General features: G+C 44.3%; 16 protein-coding genes. 6 read left to right on the top strand and 10 right to left on the bottom strand.

The annotated features are described in order from the left end of the window. Positions 1-64: 64 nt before the first annotated feature. From QV280_RS01005 to crp, 6 genes are all read left to right on the top strand, one after another. Positions 65-1,984 carry an ABC transporter ATP-binding protein gene (locus QV280_RS01005; RefSeq protein WP_023402452.1) on the top strand — a complete coding sequence of 640 codons (1,920 nt, stop codon included), beginning with the start codon at positions 65-67 and terminating at the stop codon, positions 1,982-1,984. Between the two features lie 6 nt (positions 1,985-1,990). Next, complete coding sequence (locus QV280_RS01000; protein ID WP_039969896.1) at positions 1,991-2,455, top strand: TIGR02444 family protein; 465 nt, start codon at positions 1,991-1,993, stop codon at positions 2,453-2,455. Continuing rightward, positions 2,448-3,428 carry a hydrolase gene (locus QV280_RS00995; protein ID WP_023402450.1) on the top strand — a complete coding sequence of 327 codons (981 nt, stop codon included), beginning with the start codon at positions 2,448-2,450 and terminating at the stop codon, positions 3,426-3,428. The genes QV280_RS01000 and QV280_RS00995 overlap by 8 nt, the downstream gene beginning before the upstream one ends. 18 nt (positions 3,429-3,446) lie before the next feature. Continuing rightward, on the top strand, positions 3,447-3,668 hold the full coding sequence (locus tag QV280_RS00990; protein ID WP_023402449.1) for a YheU family protein: 222 nt from the start codon (positions 3,447-3,449) through the stop codon (positions 3,666-3,668). A 65-nt stretch (positions 3,669-3,733) separates the two neighbouring features. Continuing rightward, a complete protein-coding gene (locus tag QV280_RS00985) occupies positions 3,734-4,603 on the top strand; it encodes a phosphoribulokinase (RefSeq protein WP_023402448.1) in 870 nt (289 codons plus the stop codon). A gap of 223 nt (positions 4,604-4,826) precedes the next feature. Next, positions 4,827-5,459, top strand: a complete 633-nt coding sequence (gene crp / locus QV280_RS00980; RefSeq protein ID WP_017029447.1) for a cAMP-activated global transcriptional regulator CRP — start codon at positions 4,827-4,829, stop codon at positions 5,457-5,459. A gap of 87 nt (positions 5,460-5,546) precedes the next feature. On the opposite strand, the gene QV280_RS00975 is transcribed toward crp, so the two are convergent. The 10 genes from QV280_RS00975 to QV280_RS00930 all read right to left on the bottom strand — a co-directional run bounded on the left by QV280_RS00975 (position 5,547) and on the right by QV280_RS00930 (position 16,104). Next, positions 5,547-6,344 (bottom strand): DUF1338 domain-containing protein, encoded by a 798-nt coding sequence (locus tag QV280_RS00975; RefSeq protein WP_152822216.1) that lies wholly within the window; start codon positions 6,342-6,344, stop codon positions 5,547-5,549. Between the two features lie 62 nt (positions 6,345-6,406). Beyond that, complete coding sequence (astD, locus tag QV280_RS00970; RefSeq protein ID WP_023402446.1) at positions 6,407-7,870, bottom strand: succinylglutamate-semialdehyde dehydrogenase; 1,464 nt, start codon at positions 7,868-7,870, stop codon at positions 6,407-6,409. 23 nt (positions 7,871-7,893) lie between these two features. Next, entirely contained in the window at positions 7,894-8,913 is a 1,020-nt protein-coding gene (gene astA, locus QV280_RS00965) for an arginine N-succinyltransferase (RefSeq protein WP_023402445.1), read from the bottom strand. 24 nt (positions 8,914-8,937) lie between these two features. Beyond that, positions 8,938-10,146, bottom strand: a complete 1,209-nt coding sequence (locus QV280_RS00960; RefSeq protein WP_023402444.1) for an aspartate aminotransferase family protein — start codon at positions 10,144-10,146, stop codon at positions 8,938-8,940. A gap of 296 nt (positions 10,147-10,442) precedes the next feature. Next, positions 10,443-11,033 carry an aminodeoxychorismate/anthranilate synthase component II gene (locus QV280_RS00955; protein ID WP_023402443.1) on the bottom strand — a complete coding sequence of 197 codons (591 nt, stop codon included), beginning with the start codon at positions 11,031-11,033 and terminating at the stop codon, positions 10,443-10,445. Between the two features lie 107 nt (positions 11,034-11,140). After that, complete coding sequence (gene trpS / locus QV280_RS00950) at positions 11,141-12,166, bottom strand: tryptophan--tRNA ligase (protein WP_152822214.1); 1,026 nt, start codon at positions 12,164-12,166, stop codon at positions 11,141-11,143. A gap of 133 nt (positions 12,167-12,299) precedes the next feature. Next, positions 12,300-12,986, bottom strand: a complete 687-nt coding sequence (locus QV280_RS00945) for a phosphoglycolate phosphatase (RefSeq protein WP_023402441.1) — start codon at positions 12,984-12,986, stop codon at positions 12,300-12,302. Positions 12,987-13,002: 16 nt separating this feature from the next. Then, the gene (gene rpe, locus QV280_RS00940; protein WP_023402440.1) at positions 13,003-13,674 is read right to left on the bottom strand and encodes a ribulose-phosphate 3-epimerase; all 672 of its coding nucleotides are present in this window, start codon (positions 13,672-13,674) and stop codon (positions 13,003-13,005) included. Positions 13,675-13,778: 104 nt separating this feature from the next. After that, a complete protein-coding gene (locus QV280_RS00935; protein ID WP_023402439.1) occupies positions 13,779-14,600 on the bottom strand; it encodes a Dam family site-specific DNA-(adenine-N6)-methyltransferase in 822 nt (273 codons plus the stop codon). Between the two features lie 67 nt (positions 14,601-14,667). After that, entirely contained in the window at positions 14,668-16,104 is a 1,437-nt protein-coding gene (locus QV280_RS00930; RefSeq protein ID WP_023402438.1) for an SPOR domain-containing protein, read from the bottom strand. Positions 16,105-16,123 lie beyond the last annotated feature (19 nt).

The following is a 16,123-nucleotide window of genomic DNA, read 5'->3' as shown; positions in this document are numbered from 1 at the left end:
TCGACTTTTACCCCTATTCCCCCTAATATGCGAGCAACATATTCGATTAACGCTTAGCATTTTCATGATTACGATTTCAGACATTCAATTATTGCGCGGCGGTAAAGCACTTTTGCAAGATGCTTCTGCCACTATTCATCCGGGAGACAAGGTGGGCCTTGTTGGCAAGAATGGATGTGGTAAATCCACCTTATTCGCTTTAATGAAAGGTGAATTGAGCATTGATGCCGGCGACTTTAAACAGCCCAAACACTGGGAACTGGCTTGGGTTGCCCAAGAAACCCCTGCTTTAGAGCGTACTTCAATCGAATATGTCATTGATGGCGATAGAGAATACCGCCAGCTTGAAGCCGATTTAGCCAAAGCTGAACTGGCTGACGATGGCAACAAGGTTGCTGAACTGCATGGCAAAATTGAAACCATTGGGGGTTATTCAATTCGTGCTCGCGCGGCGGAGTTACTGGATGGTTTAGGTTTTTCTCAAGCGCAAATGCAATGGAACCTCACCCAGTTTTCGGGGGGTTGGCGCATGCGCTTAAACCTTGCCCAAGCACTGCTGTGTCGCTCTGATCTATTGCTACTTGATGAACCAACCAACCACTTAGATTTAGACGCGGTAATGTGGCTAGAACGTTGGCTGCAAAACTATCGAGGCACACTAGTGCTCATTTCCCATGATAGGGATTTTCTCGATCCTGTCGTGGGTCGTATCATCCATGTTGAAAACGAACAATTGAATGAGTACACAGGTAACTACTCATCATTTGAAAGCCAGCGTGCGCAAAAACTGGTCTTGCAACAAGCCATGTATCAAAAGCAACAAAAACAAGTGGCTCATATGCAAAGCTATATTGACCGCTTCCGTTATAAAGCCTCAAAAGCGCGCCAAGCACAAAGCCGTATTAAAGCCTTGGAGAAAATGGAGCAAGTGTTGCCTGCGCAATTTGATAATCCATTTAGCTTCCAGTTTCGTGAACCTGCGGCGCTGCCAAACCCAATTGTCATGATGGATCACGTATCAGCGGGTTATGACGACACGCTGATCTTAGAAAAGATTCGCTTAAACTTGGTTCCTGGTAGTCGTATTGGCCTGCTTGGCCGTAACGGAGCAGGTAAATCAACACTAATCAAATTGCTGTCTGGTGAACTGGCTTCGAAAAGCGGTGATTTTACCTACTCGCAAGGGGTAAAAATCGGTTACTTTGCTCAGCATCAATTAGAAACGCTGCATCCTGATGAAACTCCGCTACAACATTTAATGCAAATTGCACCCAAGCATACTGAACAGCAGTTGCGTGACTACCTAGGTAGCTTTGGCTTCCAAGGCGATAAAGCGCTTGATAAAGTTGCGCCTTTCTCTGGCGGTGAAAAAGCCCGTTTAGTGCTGGCGTTACTGGTGTGGCAAAAACCTAACTTGCTACTACTGGATGAGCCAACCAACCACCTTGATTTAGACATGCGCCAAGCCTTGACCATGGCTCTGCAAACCTTTGAAGGTGCCATGGTTATCGTCAGTCACGATAGGTATCTACTGCGTGCGACCACCGATGACCTTTACCTAGTTCACGACAAACAAGTTGAACCTTTTGATGGTGACTTAACCGACTACTACAAGTGGCTAACCGAGCAACAAAAAGAGATCAAAAAAGCGCAATCGAGTGATGAACCTAAATCTTCTGTGCATTCAGCGGCGGCGAAAAAAGATCAAAAACGCAAAGAAGCTGAGTTTCGTAAACTCACCGCGCCCATTCGTAAAAATATCACCGCTTTAGAAAAGAAAATGGATAAGCTCAACAAGGTGTTAGAGCAATGCGAAGAGCAACTTAGCGATACCGACCTGTATCAGGCGGAAAACAAAGCTAAACTTACTCAAGTGCTCAGCCAGCAAGCCAGTGCAAAATCGGAACTTGAGGAAGTGGAAATGGAATGGATGACAGATCAAGAAACTCTAGAAGAAATGCAACAAGAGCTGGATAACGAATAACAACGGATGGACAGCACGCCGAACCGTCTTTTGACCCTAGATAGTTTGTGGCAATTTAGTTTGCGCTACTACTGTGTGCAGGAGATCAAAGAGGCGTGCTTGCACCTGCAAAACCATTTTCACGGCAATGTAAATCTGCTGCTCACGGTAAAATGGCTTGATGAACAGCACCTCTCTTTTGCCGATTCGCAGTGGCCTAAGGTAATACAAAGCCTTGCTCGCACTGAGCCTTTATTGCTGCATTTCAGAGAGTTAAGACGAAAATCCAAAGCGCATTTACCCGAGTCTTTATATCGTGAGTCTCTACAATTTGAGTTGCAACTCGAACGCCAACAACAAGCCGATATTGTCGCGGTACTTCATCAATTGCCCCTGACAGCAGTGACTCAGCCCCACTTAATCAACGACTATTGCCGCCAACTAGGTGCGCAGCAACTCGCCGAGATATTTAATAAGCAAATTCATGATTAATCGCTTTTCTCCGCATTGGAGCATTCAAAACCCACATATCCAAACGCTCATGCCTAGGTTTATTCGTCGGCAACCTCTGTTTACTCCAGTTTGGGAAACATTAATCACCGCTGATGACGATTTTCTTGATTTGGCATGGAGTGAACACTGGCAAGCACCATCTGCGCAGAATAAGCCTATATTTATTCTCTTTCATGGTTTAGAAGGAAGTTTTAACAGCCCTTACGCTCACGGACTGATGCATGCCTTTGCCAACAAAGGCTGGCTATCAGTGATGATGCATTTTAGAGGTTGCAGCGGTAAACCGAACAAACAAGCACGAGCCTACCACTCAGGGGAAACCGAGGACGCACGCTTTTTCCTCCAGCAAATCCATCAGCGTTTTCCCAATAACCCTAAAGTCGCGGTTGGGATTTCGCTTGGCGGAAACATGCTAGTGAACTATCTCGCACGTTATAACGAACAACCTTTGGTTGATGAAGCGACCGTGATCTGTGCGCCACTGGATTTAGCCGTGTGCTCGCAACGCATTGAACAAGGCTTTAGTAAGCTCTATCAAAATTACTTACTGAACTCGTTAAAAAAACACTCATTACAAAAAATTGAGTTGCTAAAAGAAGCCATCGGCATCGATATTGATACCATCAACAATATGCGTTTGTTACATCAATTTGATAACGCAATTACTGCCCCACTGCACGGTTACATCGACGCGAAAGATTACTATACGCGATGCTCTGGACTGCCAAGGCTAAATGATATTCAAATTCCAACACATATTATTCATGCTAAGGATGACCCGTTTATGACCGATGACGTGATCCCGACATTTAAGCTAAACAGTAATCTCAACTATCATTTAGTCAATAATGGAGGGCATGTTGGCTTTGTTGGAGGGTCGCTAAGCTCTCCTCATTTTTGGTTAGAGATGGCGGTACCTAGCTTTTATGATAAATTTACGCCTCAACAATAACTTAAATAAGTATCTAGCATGATTGTACCGTGGAAAGAAATTGCCCCAGAAACACTAGAAAGCCTGATTAAAGAGTATATCCTGCGAGAAGGCACCGATTACGGAGAAGTTGAAATATCTCTTGCGGATAAAGTGGACCAAATCAAGCAACAGCTTCAACAAGGAACAGCGGTTATTGTTTACTCCGAATTACATGAAAGTATCGATATAAAAGTAAGTCATAACTCGAAACCTTTATAACACTGAAATAAGCGAGTGTTATTTGTATACTATTCATTCGCAACAAATCACAGACAAGGAAAGTCATGTCAGCTAAACATCCGATCATAGCGGTAACTGGCTCCTCTGGAGCAGGCACCACCACCACCTCTGAAGCCTTCCGTAAAATGTTCAATATGATGAACACTAAGGCGGCTTGGGTTGAAGGAGATAGCTTTCACCGCTTTACTCGCCCTGAAATGGATGTTGCTATCCGTAAAGCTAAAGAGCAAGGGCGCCACATTAGCTACTTTGGTCCTGAAGCCAATGACTTTCCCGCCCTAGAAAACTTCTTCAAGGAGTATGGCGAAAAGGGAGAAGGCAAAGTACGTCGCTACCTACACACATTTGATGAAGCGGTGCCTTACAACCAAATGCCCGGCACATTTACCCCGTGGCAAGAGCTTCCAGAAAATAGCGACGTTTTATTCTATGAAGGCTTGCACGGTGGCGTAGTGGATAGCACTTGCAACGTTGCTAAACATGTTGATTTGCTGATTGGTATGGTGCCAATAGTAAACTTGGAATGGATTCAAAAGTTTGTTCGCGATACTCGCGACCGAGGGCACTCACGAGAAGCAGTGATGGACTCGATCGTGCGTTCTATGGATGACTATTTAAACTTCATCACCCCTCAGTTTTCACGCACCCATATTAACTTTCAACGTGTACCAACGGTGGATACCTCAAATCCACTCAACGCCAAGGGCATTCCAAGCTTAGATGAAAGCTTTGTGGTGATCCGTATGCGCGGCTTTAAAAACGTCGATTTCCCCTATCTTTTAGCCATGATAGATGGCTCATTTATGTCTCGACATAACACCTTAGTTGTACCCGGCGGCAAGATGAGCTTCGCCATGGAGCTCATTATTCGACCTATATTGCAACAACTGCTAGAGACAGGAAAGATAGGCTAAGGTCCGACCTTAATCACACTCTTATTAAAGAGTGTGATTAAGGACACGCTTTTGTGTGAAAATTCAACAATGCATGACGATCAAAATCAAGAAATTTCGCTGAAAAAAAGTTACTATTCGTACTGCAAAAAATTAAACGTAGTAGCAGCAACTACACCCCTCGCCCCTTAGATGGCGATGTCTGGGGACATAATTATACTCGCTGAGAGAGGAAGATAAGAATATGGTTTTAGGTAAACCTCAAACAGATCCAACTTTAGAGTGGTTTTTGTCACATTGCCACATCCACAAATACCCTTCAAAAAGCACATTGATCCACGCTGGCGAAAAAGCGGAAACTCTTTACTACATCGTAAAAGGTTCTGTAGCAGTACTGATTAAAGATGAAGAAGGGAAAGAAATGATTCTTTCTTACCTTAACCAAGGTGATTTCATCGGTGAGCTAGGTCTTTTTGAAGACGATCAAGAGCGTACCGCATGGGTTCGTGCTAAATCTCCATGTGAGGTTGCTGAAATTTCATTCAAGAAATTCCGTCAGCTAATTCAAGTTAATCCAGACATCCTAATGCGTCTTTCTTCGCAAATGGCTAATCGTCTGCAAGTGACAAGTCAAAAAGTAGGTGACCTTGCGTTCCTAGACGTGACTGGTCGTATTGCTCAGACTCTGCTTAACCTTGCTAAACAACCTGACGCAATGACTCACCCAGACGGCATGCAAATTAAGATCACTCGTCAAGAAATTGGTCAGATCGTAGGTTGTTCTCGTGAGACTGTAGGTCGTATCTTGAAGATGCTTGAAGAGCAAAACCTGATTTCTGCACATGGTAAAACTATTGTGGTTTACGGTACTCGTTAATCAACTTTAGATTAAAATACTAAAACCGCTGTTATTCAACAGCGGTTTTTTATTGCCTGCACTTCCGATATTCCGTTGAATAACGTGTTATTTACCACTATTGGTGCTTTCAAAAATCTTATCAGCTGATGCCTCTACAAAGCCTTGATAAAGCTGGCCTTGGCTATCTTTATAACGCTTAGCAAACTCATAAAAACCACCCGGCACGCTTTGTATGCCATCGGTAAATTTAACCTCTACCTTATCGGCCATGGTCGAAGATTGTTCTAATAACACCTCTGGTGTTCCTTTTACTTCACCGCCAGAAGCATTGATGGCAAACTGCTTTTCTTGCAAAAAGGCATTCACCTCGCCCACCTCAGCAAACTGCGCTAGTTGATTAACGCTGACGGTAAAATGATTGGCTCCATAACCATGTGCGGCAACCCATGCGGCGTATTCACTCTCTTGTGCTAATTGCTGATATTGCTCAAAGCTCAAATCCCATAAGCGTCCGCCATGCAAAAAGTTAGAGCCCACAAGTTGTTGTGGATCTATTTGCTCAATCAATTGCCTGACAATGGCCTGCAATTCGTCTGAACACTGCTCTAGTTGTAATTGACTAATAAAGACTTTGGGGAAATCAGGCTGTGGGTGCTGATAGTGCTTTGCCACCAATTTTTTGGCTTTGAATACATAGTCACCACCTTCTTGATAACCAAGATCGAGAAAGGGCTGTGCTAAAACATCTAAGCCAACGGGCGAACAAGCAAAAGTTCGCAACGCAATATGATCATTAATCAAAGCTTTATCTTGCTTTAATAATTCGTGGATCACCTGCGATGATGGGCAGAGCCTGCCATTAAAATCATCCCACAACAGGTCAAATAGCTTTTGTACACCCATAACCCCTCCTTAGTTAGCCAAACGCAATTACTAGTCACACGGATTGTTAGTTGAACCGACGGTTAGTCGAACTCAATTCCCGGAGATAATGTTTCCGGTAGAATTGGCGCATCACCTTGGATAGACGCCATTGGATACGCACAATAGTCTGCGGCATAGAATGCACTCGGTCTTAAATTACCCGATGCTCCCGGCCCGCCAAATGGTGCATCGCCACTGGCTCCTGTAATAGGTCGATTGCGATTCACAATGCCTGCACGGATTTCATCTAAGAAGAATTGCCACTCTTCATCACGAGTCGAGATAAGCCCTGCTGAAAGCCCGTACTGGGTGTTATTGGCCTGCACCACTGCATCTTCAAACTGAGTAAAGCGCGCCACCTGCAACAGTGGCCCAAAGTATTCTTCATCCGGTAAGTCAGCAATAGCACTCACCTCTAAAATCGTCGGCGAAATAAACGCATCATTGAGCAACTGCCCATCAAGTAATGGTTTAGCACCAAGCTCTATTAAAGATTGTTTAGCTGCAATAATTTGCCCAGCGGCAGTTCGAGAGATCAATGTCCCCATAAAAGGTTGAGACTGAGCAAACGGCTGATCCATTTTCAGCTTCTTAGTCACCTCAACAAGACGAGCGATAAGAGCGTCTCCAGCCTCACCTACGGGTATATACAAACGCCTTGCACAGGTACAGCGCTGACCGGCACTGATAAACGCAGATTGGATTATGGTGTGTACAGCAGCATCTAATTCACCAAACTGCTCACTGACAATAAGAGGGTTATTGCCTCCCATTTCTAGCGCTAACATTTTATCCGGCTGCCCCGCAAATTGACGATGCAGAATATGCCCAGTATTAGCACTGCCGGTAAACAGTAGACCATCTATTTGCGTCGACTCCGCCAGCGCTATTCCCGTTTCTTTAGCGCCCTGCACCAAATTGATAACGCCAGCAGGCAGTCCCGCTTGATACCAAAGTTTGATGGCTAATTCGCCACATAACGGCGTGAGATCGGACGGTTTAAATACAACGCTATTCCCTGCCAATAAAGCAGGAACAATATGTCCATTTGGCAGATGAACAGGGAAATTATAAGGCCCAAAGACCGCCAATACACCTAACGGGCGATGCTGTAGCGTGACATCATTTCCCGCAACTTGTTTATGCTGGGTACCGGTTCTTTGATGATAGGACTTAATTGACAGGGCAATTTTTCCCGCCATCGCCGCTGCTTCGGTGCGTGTTTCCCATAAAGGTTTGCCCGTCTCTTTCGCCACAGTTTCAGCAATAAGCTCAGCGTTTTCTTTCACTAACTCAGCAAATCGCACCATGATTTGTTCTCGCTCAGCATAGGGACGCTTCTTCCAGCTAATAAAAGCATGTCGCGCACTGGACACCGCCAGCTCAACCTGCCCTTTACTAGCCGCATGCCCCTGCCAAATCACTTCACTGTTATAGGGAGATAAAGAGCAAATTTCATCACCTTGTCCTGAAATCCACTCACCGGCTATAAAATGCGTTTGCATACGATTCATCCTTGTTATTCGAGTTATACAGCGGCCATGCGAACCCAGTCGCCCACTTCAACTTGAAGGGCTTTGGCAACTTTAGGGCTAATGATGACGGTTTGGCTTGCTGCATCAAATGCAGCTTGTTGAGCGACGGCTCGGAAATGTTCAAACGAGGTATTACAAATCAGATAGTTAGTCGAACTGCCATGTTCGGCAATCGACACCTTAGCTCGAAAAGAATGGCGCACAGTATCGATATTACGCAGGTCACACTCTACCGTTGGTCCCGCATCAAAAATATCGACATAATCCCGACAAGTGAACCCTTCATTTTCCAGTAGCTTCAAGGCAGGGCGAGTATTGTCGTGTACCTGACCGATAACCGCTTGCGCCTCTTTACTCAACAGGTTGATATAGATGGGCAGCTTAGGCATCAAATCGGCAATAAAGCCCTTTTTACCTATCCCTGTCAGGTAATCGGCCATCGTAAAGTCGATGGAAAAGAAGTGTTCTTGCAACCAATCCCAAAATGGCGAGTTGCCCTTATCATCAGAGACTCCGCGCATTTCAGCAAAGATGGTTTTAGAGAAGCGATGTGGATGCTCTGCTAACATAAGAAGGCGAGATTTAGACATTAGGCGGCCGTTGAGACCGCCTCGAAATTTAGGGCGTAAAAACAAGCTGCAGATTTCACTACAACCTGTGTAGTTGTTGCCAAACGTTAAGAGTTTGACCACATTATTGACCCCTAGCTTTGGCGAGGAATGCACCACCTTACTGATGTGGTAAGAGTAAAAAGGCACATCCCAACCAACAGACGCTTCAATGGCAGTAGTACCTGCTACTTCACCGGTATCGCAATCAACCCCAACCATCAAATAGCCTTCGTCACCCGGTTGGGTAACGTCTGGTTTTGAAAAGCTATTGACCGAATGCTCGATTCTATTTTGCAATAACTCTTCATTGACGGGCAAAGAAGTAAAACCGTGACCAGACTCTTCTGCACATAAATACAGAGCCTCATTATCATCCTTGAAAATTGGGCGTACTACCAACATCTGACTATCCTCCCTGATAGAAAGCTAGGCGTTATATAATTTTGCTACTGCTGCTTCGAAGCGTTTAAGTCCTTGTGTAATTTCTTCTGTCGTGATCACGAGTGAAGGCGTAAAGCGAACCACATTTGCTCCAGCAACTAACACCAGTAGTCCCTCTTCACCTGCCGCAACTAATACGTCACGAGCTCGGCCTTTCCAGTTGTCATTAAGTTCAGCGCCCAGTAGTAGCCCTTTACCTCTAAATTCAGCAAACATTGGATACTTAGCATTGATGCGCTCAAGCTCGGCACGGAAAATAGCTTCACGATCTTTCACACCTTGCAGAACTTCAGGCTGTGAAATGTGATTGACTACCGCTTCTGCGACAGCACACGCCAATGGGTTACCGCCATAAGTAGAACCATGAGTGCCCACTTTGAAATGCTGCGCTAGCTTATCGGTGGTTAACATAGCGCCGATAGGAAAACCGCCACCTAACGATTTAGCTGTACTCAAGATATCAGGTGTCACACCTAATCCTTGGTAAGCATAGAAATCACCTGTACGACCATTACCTGTTTGAACTTCATCAAAAATCAGTAGTGCATTGTGCTTATCACACAGTTCACGCACTGTTTGTGCAAACTCTGGCTGTGGCGAAATAATGCCACCTTCGCCTTGTAGAGGCTCCATCATCACCGCACAAGTTTCGTCAGATATTGCAGCTTTGAAGGCTTCGATATCGTTGTAAGGAATATGCTCAATATCACCAGGCTTAGGACCAAAACCATCAGAGTAAGCGGCTTGTCCACCCACGGTCACAGTAAAGAAAGTTCGACCATGAAAACCTTGATTAAAAGCGATGATTTTTGATTTTTGACTACCAAACTCATCGGCAGCGTAACGGCGTGCCAATTTTAAAGCGGCTTCGTTCGCTTCTGCGCCTGAGTTAGCAAAAAAGACTTTATCAGCAAAGCTCAATTGAACCAGTTTCTTACCTAATCGAAGTGCCGGTTCGTTGGTCATGACATTACTTAGGTGCCATAACTTATTGGCTTGCTCAGATAAGGCTTCAACCATGATTGGATGACAGTGCCCTAAACAGCTCACCGCAATCCCACCCGCAAAATCAATGTATTCGTTGTCCTGCTGATCCCAGACTCGCGCACCTTGCCCTCGAACAGGAATAACCGCCATTGGGTTATAGCAAGGAATCATTACTTCATCGAAGTCTTTACGCGTTACATCTGTCATATCCATCACTCCTTTATGCATTTTCCCTGCAACGGTAAAATTCGTTATTTATGCATTGCAGAAGACTTTTCGTCTATATAGGCATTGTATTAACAAGTTATTAACTATTTCAAGCTAAATATCTGTTTTATTGGCCTAGTATACCGAACAAATCGTGCACAGTGTGACTCGATAGGGATAATAAAGAGAAAAAGATATCATTGAGCATAACAAACACCTGCACAACACCAATAATTCTAGATAAATATTATGCAAGCAATCTCAATAGATATGCGTTTTTGATTATAAGCTGTGAACTATAGACAAGCAGTATGCTTAAAGAAGTTAGCTAAGATCTCTAGTCCCTGCTCTGTCTTAATCGATTCTGGATGAAACTGCACCCCTTCGATAGGCAAGGTCTTATGACGATAGCCCATGATCTCTTTGGCTTGTCCATTTTCATCAACCGTCCATGAAGTCATTTCAAGGCAATCAGGTAAAGAGGTTTTTTCTACGATCAGAGAATGATAACGAGTGACCGTGAGTGGATTATTTAAATCAGTGAATACGCCTTGGTTGGTGTGGCGAATTGGAGAGGTTTTTCCGTGCATGACTTTATCCGCACGAATGACTTTCCCACCCAGCACTTGAGCAATCGCTTGATGGCCAAGACAAACGCCAAGTAAGGGCACTTTCCCCATGAACTCTTGAATAACCTGTAGCGAAATACCCGCTTCGTTAGGTGTACAAGGCCCGGGCGATATCACAATGGCTTGTGGTTGTAAGGCATGGATTTGGGCAAGGGTAATGGCATCATTGCGTACAACTTTAGTCTCGCAACCTAACTTACAAAAGTATTGATAGAGGTTGTAAGTAAAAGAGTCATAGTTATCAATGATTAACAGCATACAAAAATCCAAACAAATAAAAAATGCCACCACCTTTGAGGCGATGGCATTCTATCACAACTGATTTGAGCCCGCGTTTAATTAAAAGCAGTGCTTAAGTAAGAGGTTTAAAACGGGCGCTTAACAAAACCAACCGCTTGGTAAACTTTTTCCAATGTTACCGCAGCTCGTGCAGATGCTTTTTCAGCGCCCGCTTTCATAACTTCGTTAAGATAAGGCATGTCCTGACGAACACGACGATATTCAGCTTGAATTGGCTCTAGCATTTCAACTAAGGCTTCGCCCACATCTTTCTTGAATGGGCCGTACATCTCAACACCTTGGTATTGAGCTTCAATTTCAGCAAAGGTTTTATTGGTAGCGGCAGAGTAAAGACCCATAAGGTTTGCGATACCCGCTTTGTTTTCTACATCATAAGCAATGCGCGGTGGATTTTCTGGATCCGTTTGCGCTTTGTTGATTTTCTTGATGATCGATTTAGGATCTTCAAGAAGCGTAATCACGTTCTTACGGTTATCATCCGACTTCGACATCTTCTTGTTCGCATCTTGTAAGCTCATCACACGAGCATTCACAGTTGGAATGTGCGGTTCTGGGATTTGGAAGATAGGCGATTCAGGGGTTGCGTAGATGTTGTTAAAGCGGTTTGCGATATCACGAGCTAACTCAAGGTGTTGCTTCTGATCGTTGCCCACCGGCACTTGGTGCGCGCCGTATAGCAAGATATCGGCTGCCATCAATACTGGGTAATCATATAAGCCCACATTTACGTCATTCGCGTAGCGTTGCGACTTATCCTTAAACTGAGTCATACGATTTAACTCACCCATTTGGGTGTAGCAGTTTAGAATCCAGCCTAGTTGAGCGTGCTCTGGTACGTGAGATTGAACAAACAAAGTGCTCTTTTCTGGGGTTACGCCTACTGCAAGACAAATAGCCAGAGCGTCTAGAGTTGCTTCGTGCAGAGCTTTAGCATCTTGACGTACCGTGATGGCATGTAGGTCAACAACACAGTATTGGCAGTCGTAATCATCTTGCATCTGATTCCATTGACGCAGAGCACCAAGATAGTTGCCAATGCTTAATTCACCAGACGGCTGAACACCGCTTAACACTATTGGTTTAGTGGTCATGATAATTACTTCCTCAATACTTCTAAAATTAATTTTTTATACGATAAAACAGTGTACTCATCGACAAATATATTGGAAGAAAAAAAACAGTAAAACGAGCCTAAGTTGACAATTCAGGCTCATTCATTGGGGATCAGTGGCAAGATGGCAGCAGTTCAACTAACTGTGATAAGTCGTCAATCAGATAATCGGGGTGAGAAGACTCGATAGGCTCACCGTGATTATAACCATACGGTAAAGCAACGGATGTCACTCCGGCATTTTTCGCGGCCAGAATGTCGTTTTTAGAATCTCCAATCATGATCATCTCGGCCGTTGAAAGCTGATGCTTTTCAAGCAGGTGATTCAGTGGCATTGGATCGGGCTTTTTCTTTTCCAGAGCATCGCCACCTAATACGTCGATGAAGAGGTCACTAAGACCATGCTGAGATAGGATCTCTGGTACAAACTGATAAGGTTTATTGGTCACAATCGCCAATAGATAACCGGCTTGATGAAGCTTATTTAGCGATTCTGCAACGCTAGGATATAAGTTGCTTTGCGTGTGTCCACACTCGGCATAAAAGCGGTCAAAATACTGGCGCGCTTGTTGCTTAGTTTCGTCACTCAATGCTGGGTCAATGTGCATGCTTCGACTTAAAGCACGCGCCACTAATACATCTGCGCCATTGCCTACCCACTCGCGCACTTGCGCTTCAGAGACACTTGGGTGCCCCATAGCTTGTACCGCTTGATCCGTTGCAATGGCAAGATCTGGAACACTGTCGAGAAGCGTTCCATCGAGATCAAAAGCCAATAACTTAGTTAGATTTAGAGCCACAGTTATTTCACCTTAATTATTTCACTTTAGCTAATTCGGCGCGCATTTCATTAATCACCTGTTGATAATCAGGTTGATTAAAAATCGCCGAACCTGCCACAAACATATCCGCACCTGCTTCCGCAATTTCACGAATGTTGTCAACCTTAACTCCGCCATCGATCTCTAAACGAATATCACGACCGCTTGCGTCAATACGTTCACGCACCGCGCGTAGCTTATCTAAAGTGTTAGGGATAAATGACTGACCGCCGAAACCTGGGTTTACAGACATCAATAAGATCATATCAACCTTATCCATGATGTAGTCTAAGTGAGTCAAAGGAGTGGCTGGGTTTAATACAACGCCCGCTTTACAGCCGTGTTGCTTGATGAGTTGCAAAGTGCGGTCAACATGCTCAGACGCTTCGATATGGAAGGTAATCATGCTGGCACCCGCTTTAGCAAATTCTGGAACAATAGAATCAACAGGCTTCACCATCAGGTGAACATCGATAGGTGCGGTAATGCCGTAATCACGCAGTGCTTTACAGATAGGTGCGCCAAAAGTCAGATTTGGCACATAGTGATTATCCATTACATCAAAATGCACTACATCGGCACCGGCGGCCAATACACGCTCAACATCTTCGCCTAAACGAGCAAAATCTGCAGATAAAATAGATGGTGCAATAAGAAAGTCGTTCATAGCTGTTCCCTAGAATAATGCGTTCAATTTGCGCGCAATTCTACAAAAGCAAACTATAAACTAAAAGGACAATTTACAAATGAATGTCAATGTTGCGACTGGTGTTAAGCATCACGATTAAATAAGGCTAACAATTCGTCCACCTTATTGCGTCCTGCGCCATTTCGGCTAATGGTGCGCTTCACTTTCACCACATTCAGTTGCGCGCCATGATATAAGCGACGCGTTAATACCGTGTCATGGTTTGAGATCAGTACCGGGATGCCACGCTTATTGGCAGTGCGCTCGGCAACATCCGCTAATGCGGCTTGGTCATCCAGAGAAAAACCATTACCTGAGTAGGTAGTAAAGTTTGAAGTGGTCGATAACGGCGCATAAGGCGGATCGCAGTAGATAACACTGCCCTTTCTGGCACGCTTAAAGGTCTCTAAATATCCTTCACAGACAAAAGTCGCTTTACTGGCTTTTTCAGCAAAAAACTCCAGTTCTTGTTCTGGGAAGTAAGGCTTTTTATACGAACCAAACGGCACATTAAAACCGCCTTTTTTGTTATAGCGACATAAACCATTAAAACCAAAGCGATTCATATACAAAAAGGCCACCGAGCGAAACTGAATATCATCGCTGGCGTTGAACTGTTTGCGAACGTCTAGATACACTTCTTTTTGATTGTATTCAGCGGTGAACATGCGTTTTGCCTCATTGATATAAGGCTGCGGATCATGCTTTAACAGATTGTACAGATTGATAAGATCTGGATTGATATCTGCAAGTAGGTAGTGTTCATAGTCGGTATTTAAAAATACCGAGCCTGCCCCAACAAAAGGTTCAACTAGCTTTTTTGCTTGTGGTAGATGACGCTGAATATCATCAACGAGTCCATATTTACCACCTGCCCACTTTAAAAAGGCTCGTTGTTTTTTCATTGCTGGTCTTCACTACCCATAGTTTCTAGGACGCGGAATGTATCACAAAATGACATATGTCTCAGTGTTATTTTCCTGCCACAACCTCTTTGTGCACTTGTGACATCGACTTAACCCAAGGGCCGACACTTTGTAGCGCATCGGGTAACTGTTCAATTGCTTCACTGGCTTGCTTTACAAAACGGAAGTCTTGATAGGTAATAATGTACCAAGTTTTACCCGAACGAGGTGTCGGATAAATGCGTACTTGGTTTTGCAATTGGTGCTCATCAATAAACGCCTGCACTTCTCCCATACTGCGTAATGCGCCAAGTTGTACGGTATAGCGCTTACTGCTGATAGCCAGCAGTTCATCTCGCGCAAAAGAGAAATGGACTATTGGCTGAGTGCTATTGTCTTGTTCTGCAGATGCCGATGGAGTGGCAATTGTCGAAGTCGACGGCTTCACTGTCGGCTTCACCACTTGCGTTTCAGTATCAATCAAAGAATCAACCACCTTGTCAGGAACAACGACTCGTTCTTGACCACGGCTATTATCATCTAAAGTGATGGTTTTACCGGTTACTGGTGGTGGCAATTGATGGCTATCGTCAGTCAGAGTTTGTTCTTCTTTAGCCGAAAAATCAGCAACCTGTTGGTTTTGTACGCTTTCAGATTCAGGAGTGGCTTTCTCAACATTGCTACTTAATGCCTGATCGGTTGCATCGGGCTGCGAAGTAGAGTTTGAAGCGGATAATACCCACCAAGCGATTAACGCAATCACAATAATGAGAATGATCACAACAACGCCGGATTTGGCTGAGCCATTGTGAGAAGATAATGCCGTTTTCATTGGTTTCACTTTACTTCCTAATGCCATTAATTCGCCCGGATACTGAGGGCAACGATTCGCCTTTTTACGAATACTGTCGCGCTTGTTCAAGCTTTCAAATTTTCTAAGTACCATCAACTCTAAGAAAAATTCCACCTCTGTTTTTGGCAGAGGCTCAATAATGAGTTGTACAGGTTGAGTATTAAATTGATGACATAGGGGCAGGATTTTCTTTGACAATAAGTCAGGGCCACATGCCATGATTACATTGATAGTCCACGTAGGGTGAGCTTGAATGCGCTCGACCAAATTCCACAAGGACAAAAGAATTTCTTCGGAGAATAAGCCAGCATCATCCACCAAAATAGTAAATTCAGCCGCCGGTAAGCCTAATGCTTGGTCTAAATTTTCAAAAATAGAGTGCTGCGCAGAATACGCATGATTAGTAGTCAGTTGTGCCAATAAGGATTCAGCCATGTCTTGCTCTGACATCGCAGGTTCACCGAGTAGCTTAGCTTTATAACCGACAATACATTGTGAGAAATGACGCTCAAGAAGCCAGGATTTACCTGCCCCTCTTGAGCCAATCAAAGTAACGAGATTTGAGCCAAAACGAGTCATCAGACGCAATTTATCTAGCAACAACGCCTGTGATTGTAACTCCAATGTTCTGGCCTTATGAGACTGACTCATCCACTATCCCTGTATGTTA

The organism is Vibrio sp. B1Z05 (genome assembly GCF_052955985.1).
The sequence above is the reverse complement of the archived record's forward strand: the minus strand, read 5'-3'. Positions and strand labels throughout refer to the sequence as shown.

Bases quoted from the DNA above. Each gene is read 5' to 3' on its own strand.
- QV280_RS01005 (WP_023402452.1), top strand. From the start codon at position 65: ATGATTACGATTTCAGACATTCAATTATTGCGCGGCGGTAAAGCACTT.
- QV280_RS01000 (WP_039969896.1), top strand. From the start codon at position 1,991: ATGGACAGCACGCCGAACCGTCTTTTGACCCTAGATAGTTTGTGGCAA.
- QV280_RS00995 (WP_023402450.1), top strand. From the start codon at position 2,448: ATGATTAATCGCTTTTCTCCGCATTGGAGCATTCAAAACCCACATATC.
- QV280_RS00990 (WP_023402449.1), top strand. From the start codon at position 3,447: ATGATTGTACCGTGGAAAGAAATTGCCCCAGAAACACTAGAAAGCCTG.
- QV280_RS00985 (WP_023402448.1), top strand. From the start codon at position 3,734: ATGTCAGCTAAACATCCGATCATAGCGGTAACTGGCTCCTCTGGAGCA.
- crp (WP_017029447.1), top strand. From the start codon at position 4,827: ATGGTTTTAGGTAAACCTCAAACAGATCCAACTTTAGAGTGGTTTTTG.
- QV280_RS00975 (WP_152822216.1), bottom strand. From the start codon at position 6,344: ATGGGTGTACAAAAGCTATTTGACCTGTTGTGGGATGATTTTAATGGC.
- astD (WP_023402446.1), bottom strand. From the start codon at position 7,870: ATGCAAACGCATTTTATAGCCGGTGAGTGGATTTCAGGACAAGGTGAT.
- astA (WP_023402445.1), bottom strand. From the start codon at position 8,913: ATGTTGGTAGTACGCCCAATTTTCAAGGATGATAATGAGGCTCTGTAT.
- QV280_RS00960 (WP_023402444.1), bottom strand. From the start codon at position 10,146: ATGACAGATGTAACGCGTAAAGACTTCGATGAAGTAATGATTCCTTGC.
- QV280_RS00955 (WP_023402443.1), bottom strand. From the start codon at position 11,033: ATGCTGTTAATCATTGATAACTATGACTCTTTTACTTACAACCTCTAT.
- trpS (WP_152822214.1), bottom strand. From the start codon at position 12,166: ATGACCACTAAACCAATAGTGTTAAGCGGTGTTCAGCCGTCTGGTGAA.
- rpe (WP_023402440.1), bottom strand. From the start codon at position 13,674: ATGAACGACTTTCTTATTGCACCATCTATTTTATCTGCAGATTTTGCT.
- QV280_RS00935 (WP_023402439.1), bottom strand. From the start codon at position 14,600: ATGAAAAAACAACGAGCCTTTTTAAAGTGGGCAGGTGGTAAATATGGA.
- QV280_RS00930 (WP_023402438.1), bottom strand. From the start codon at position 16,104: ATGAGTCAGTCTCATAAGGCCAGAACATTGGAGTTACAATCACAGGCG.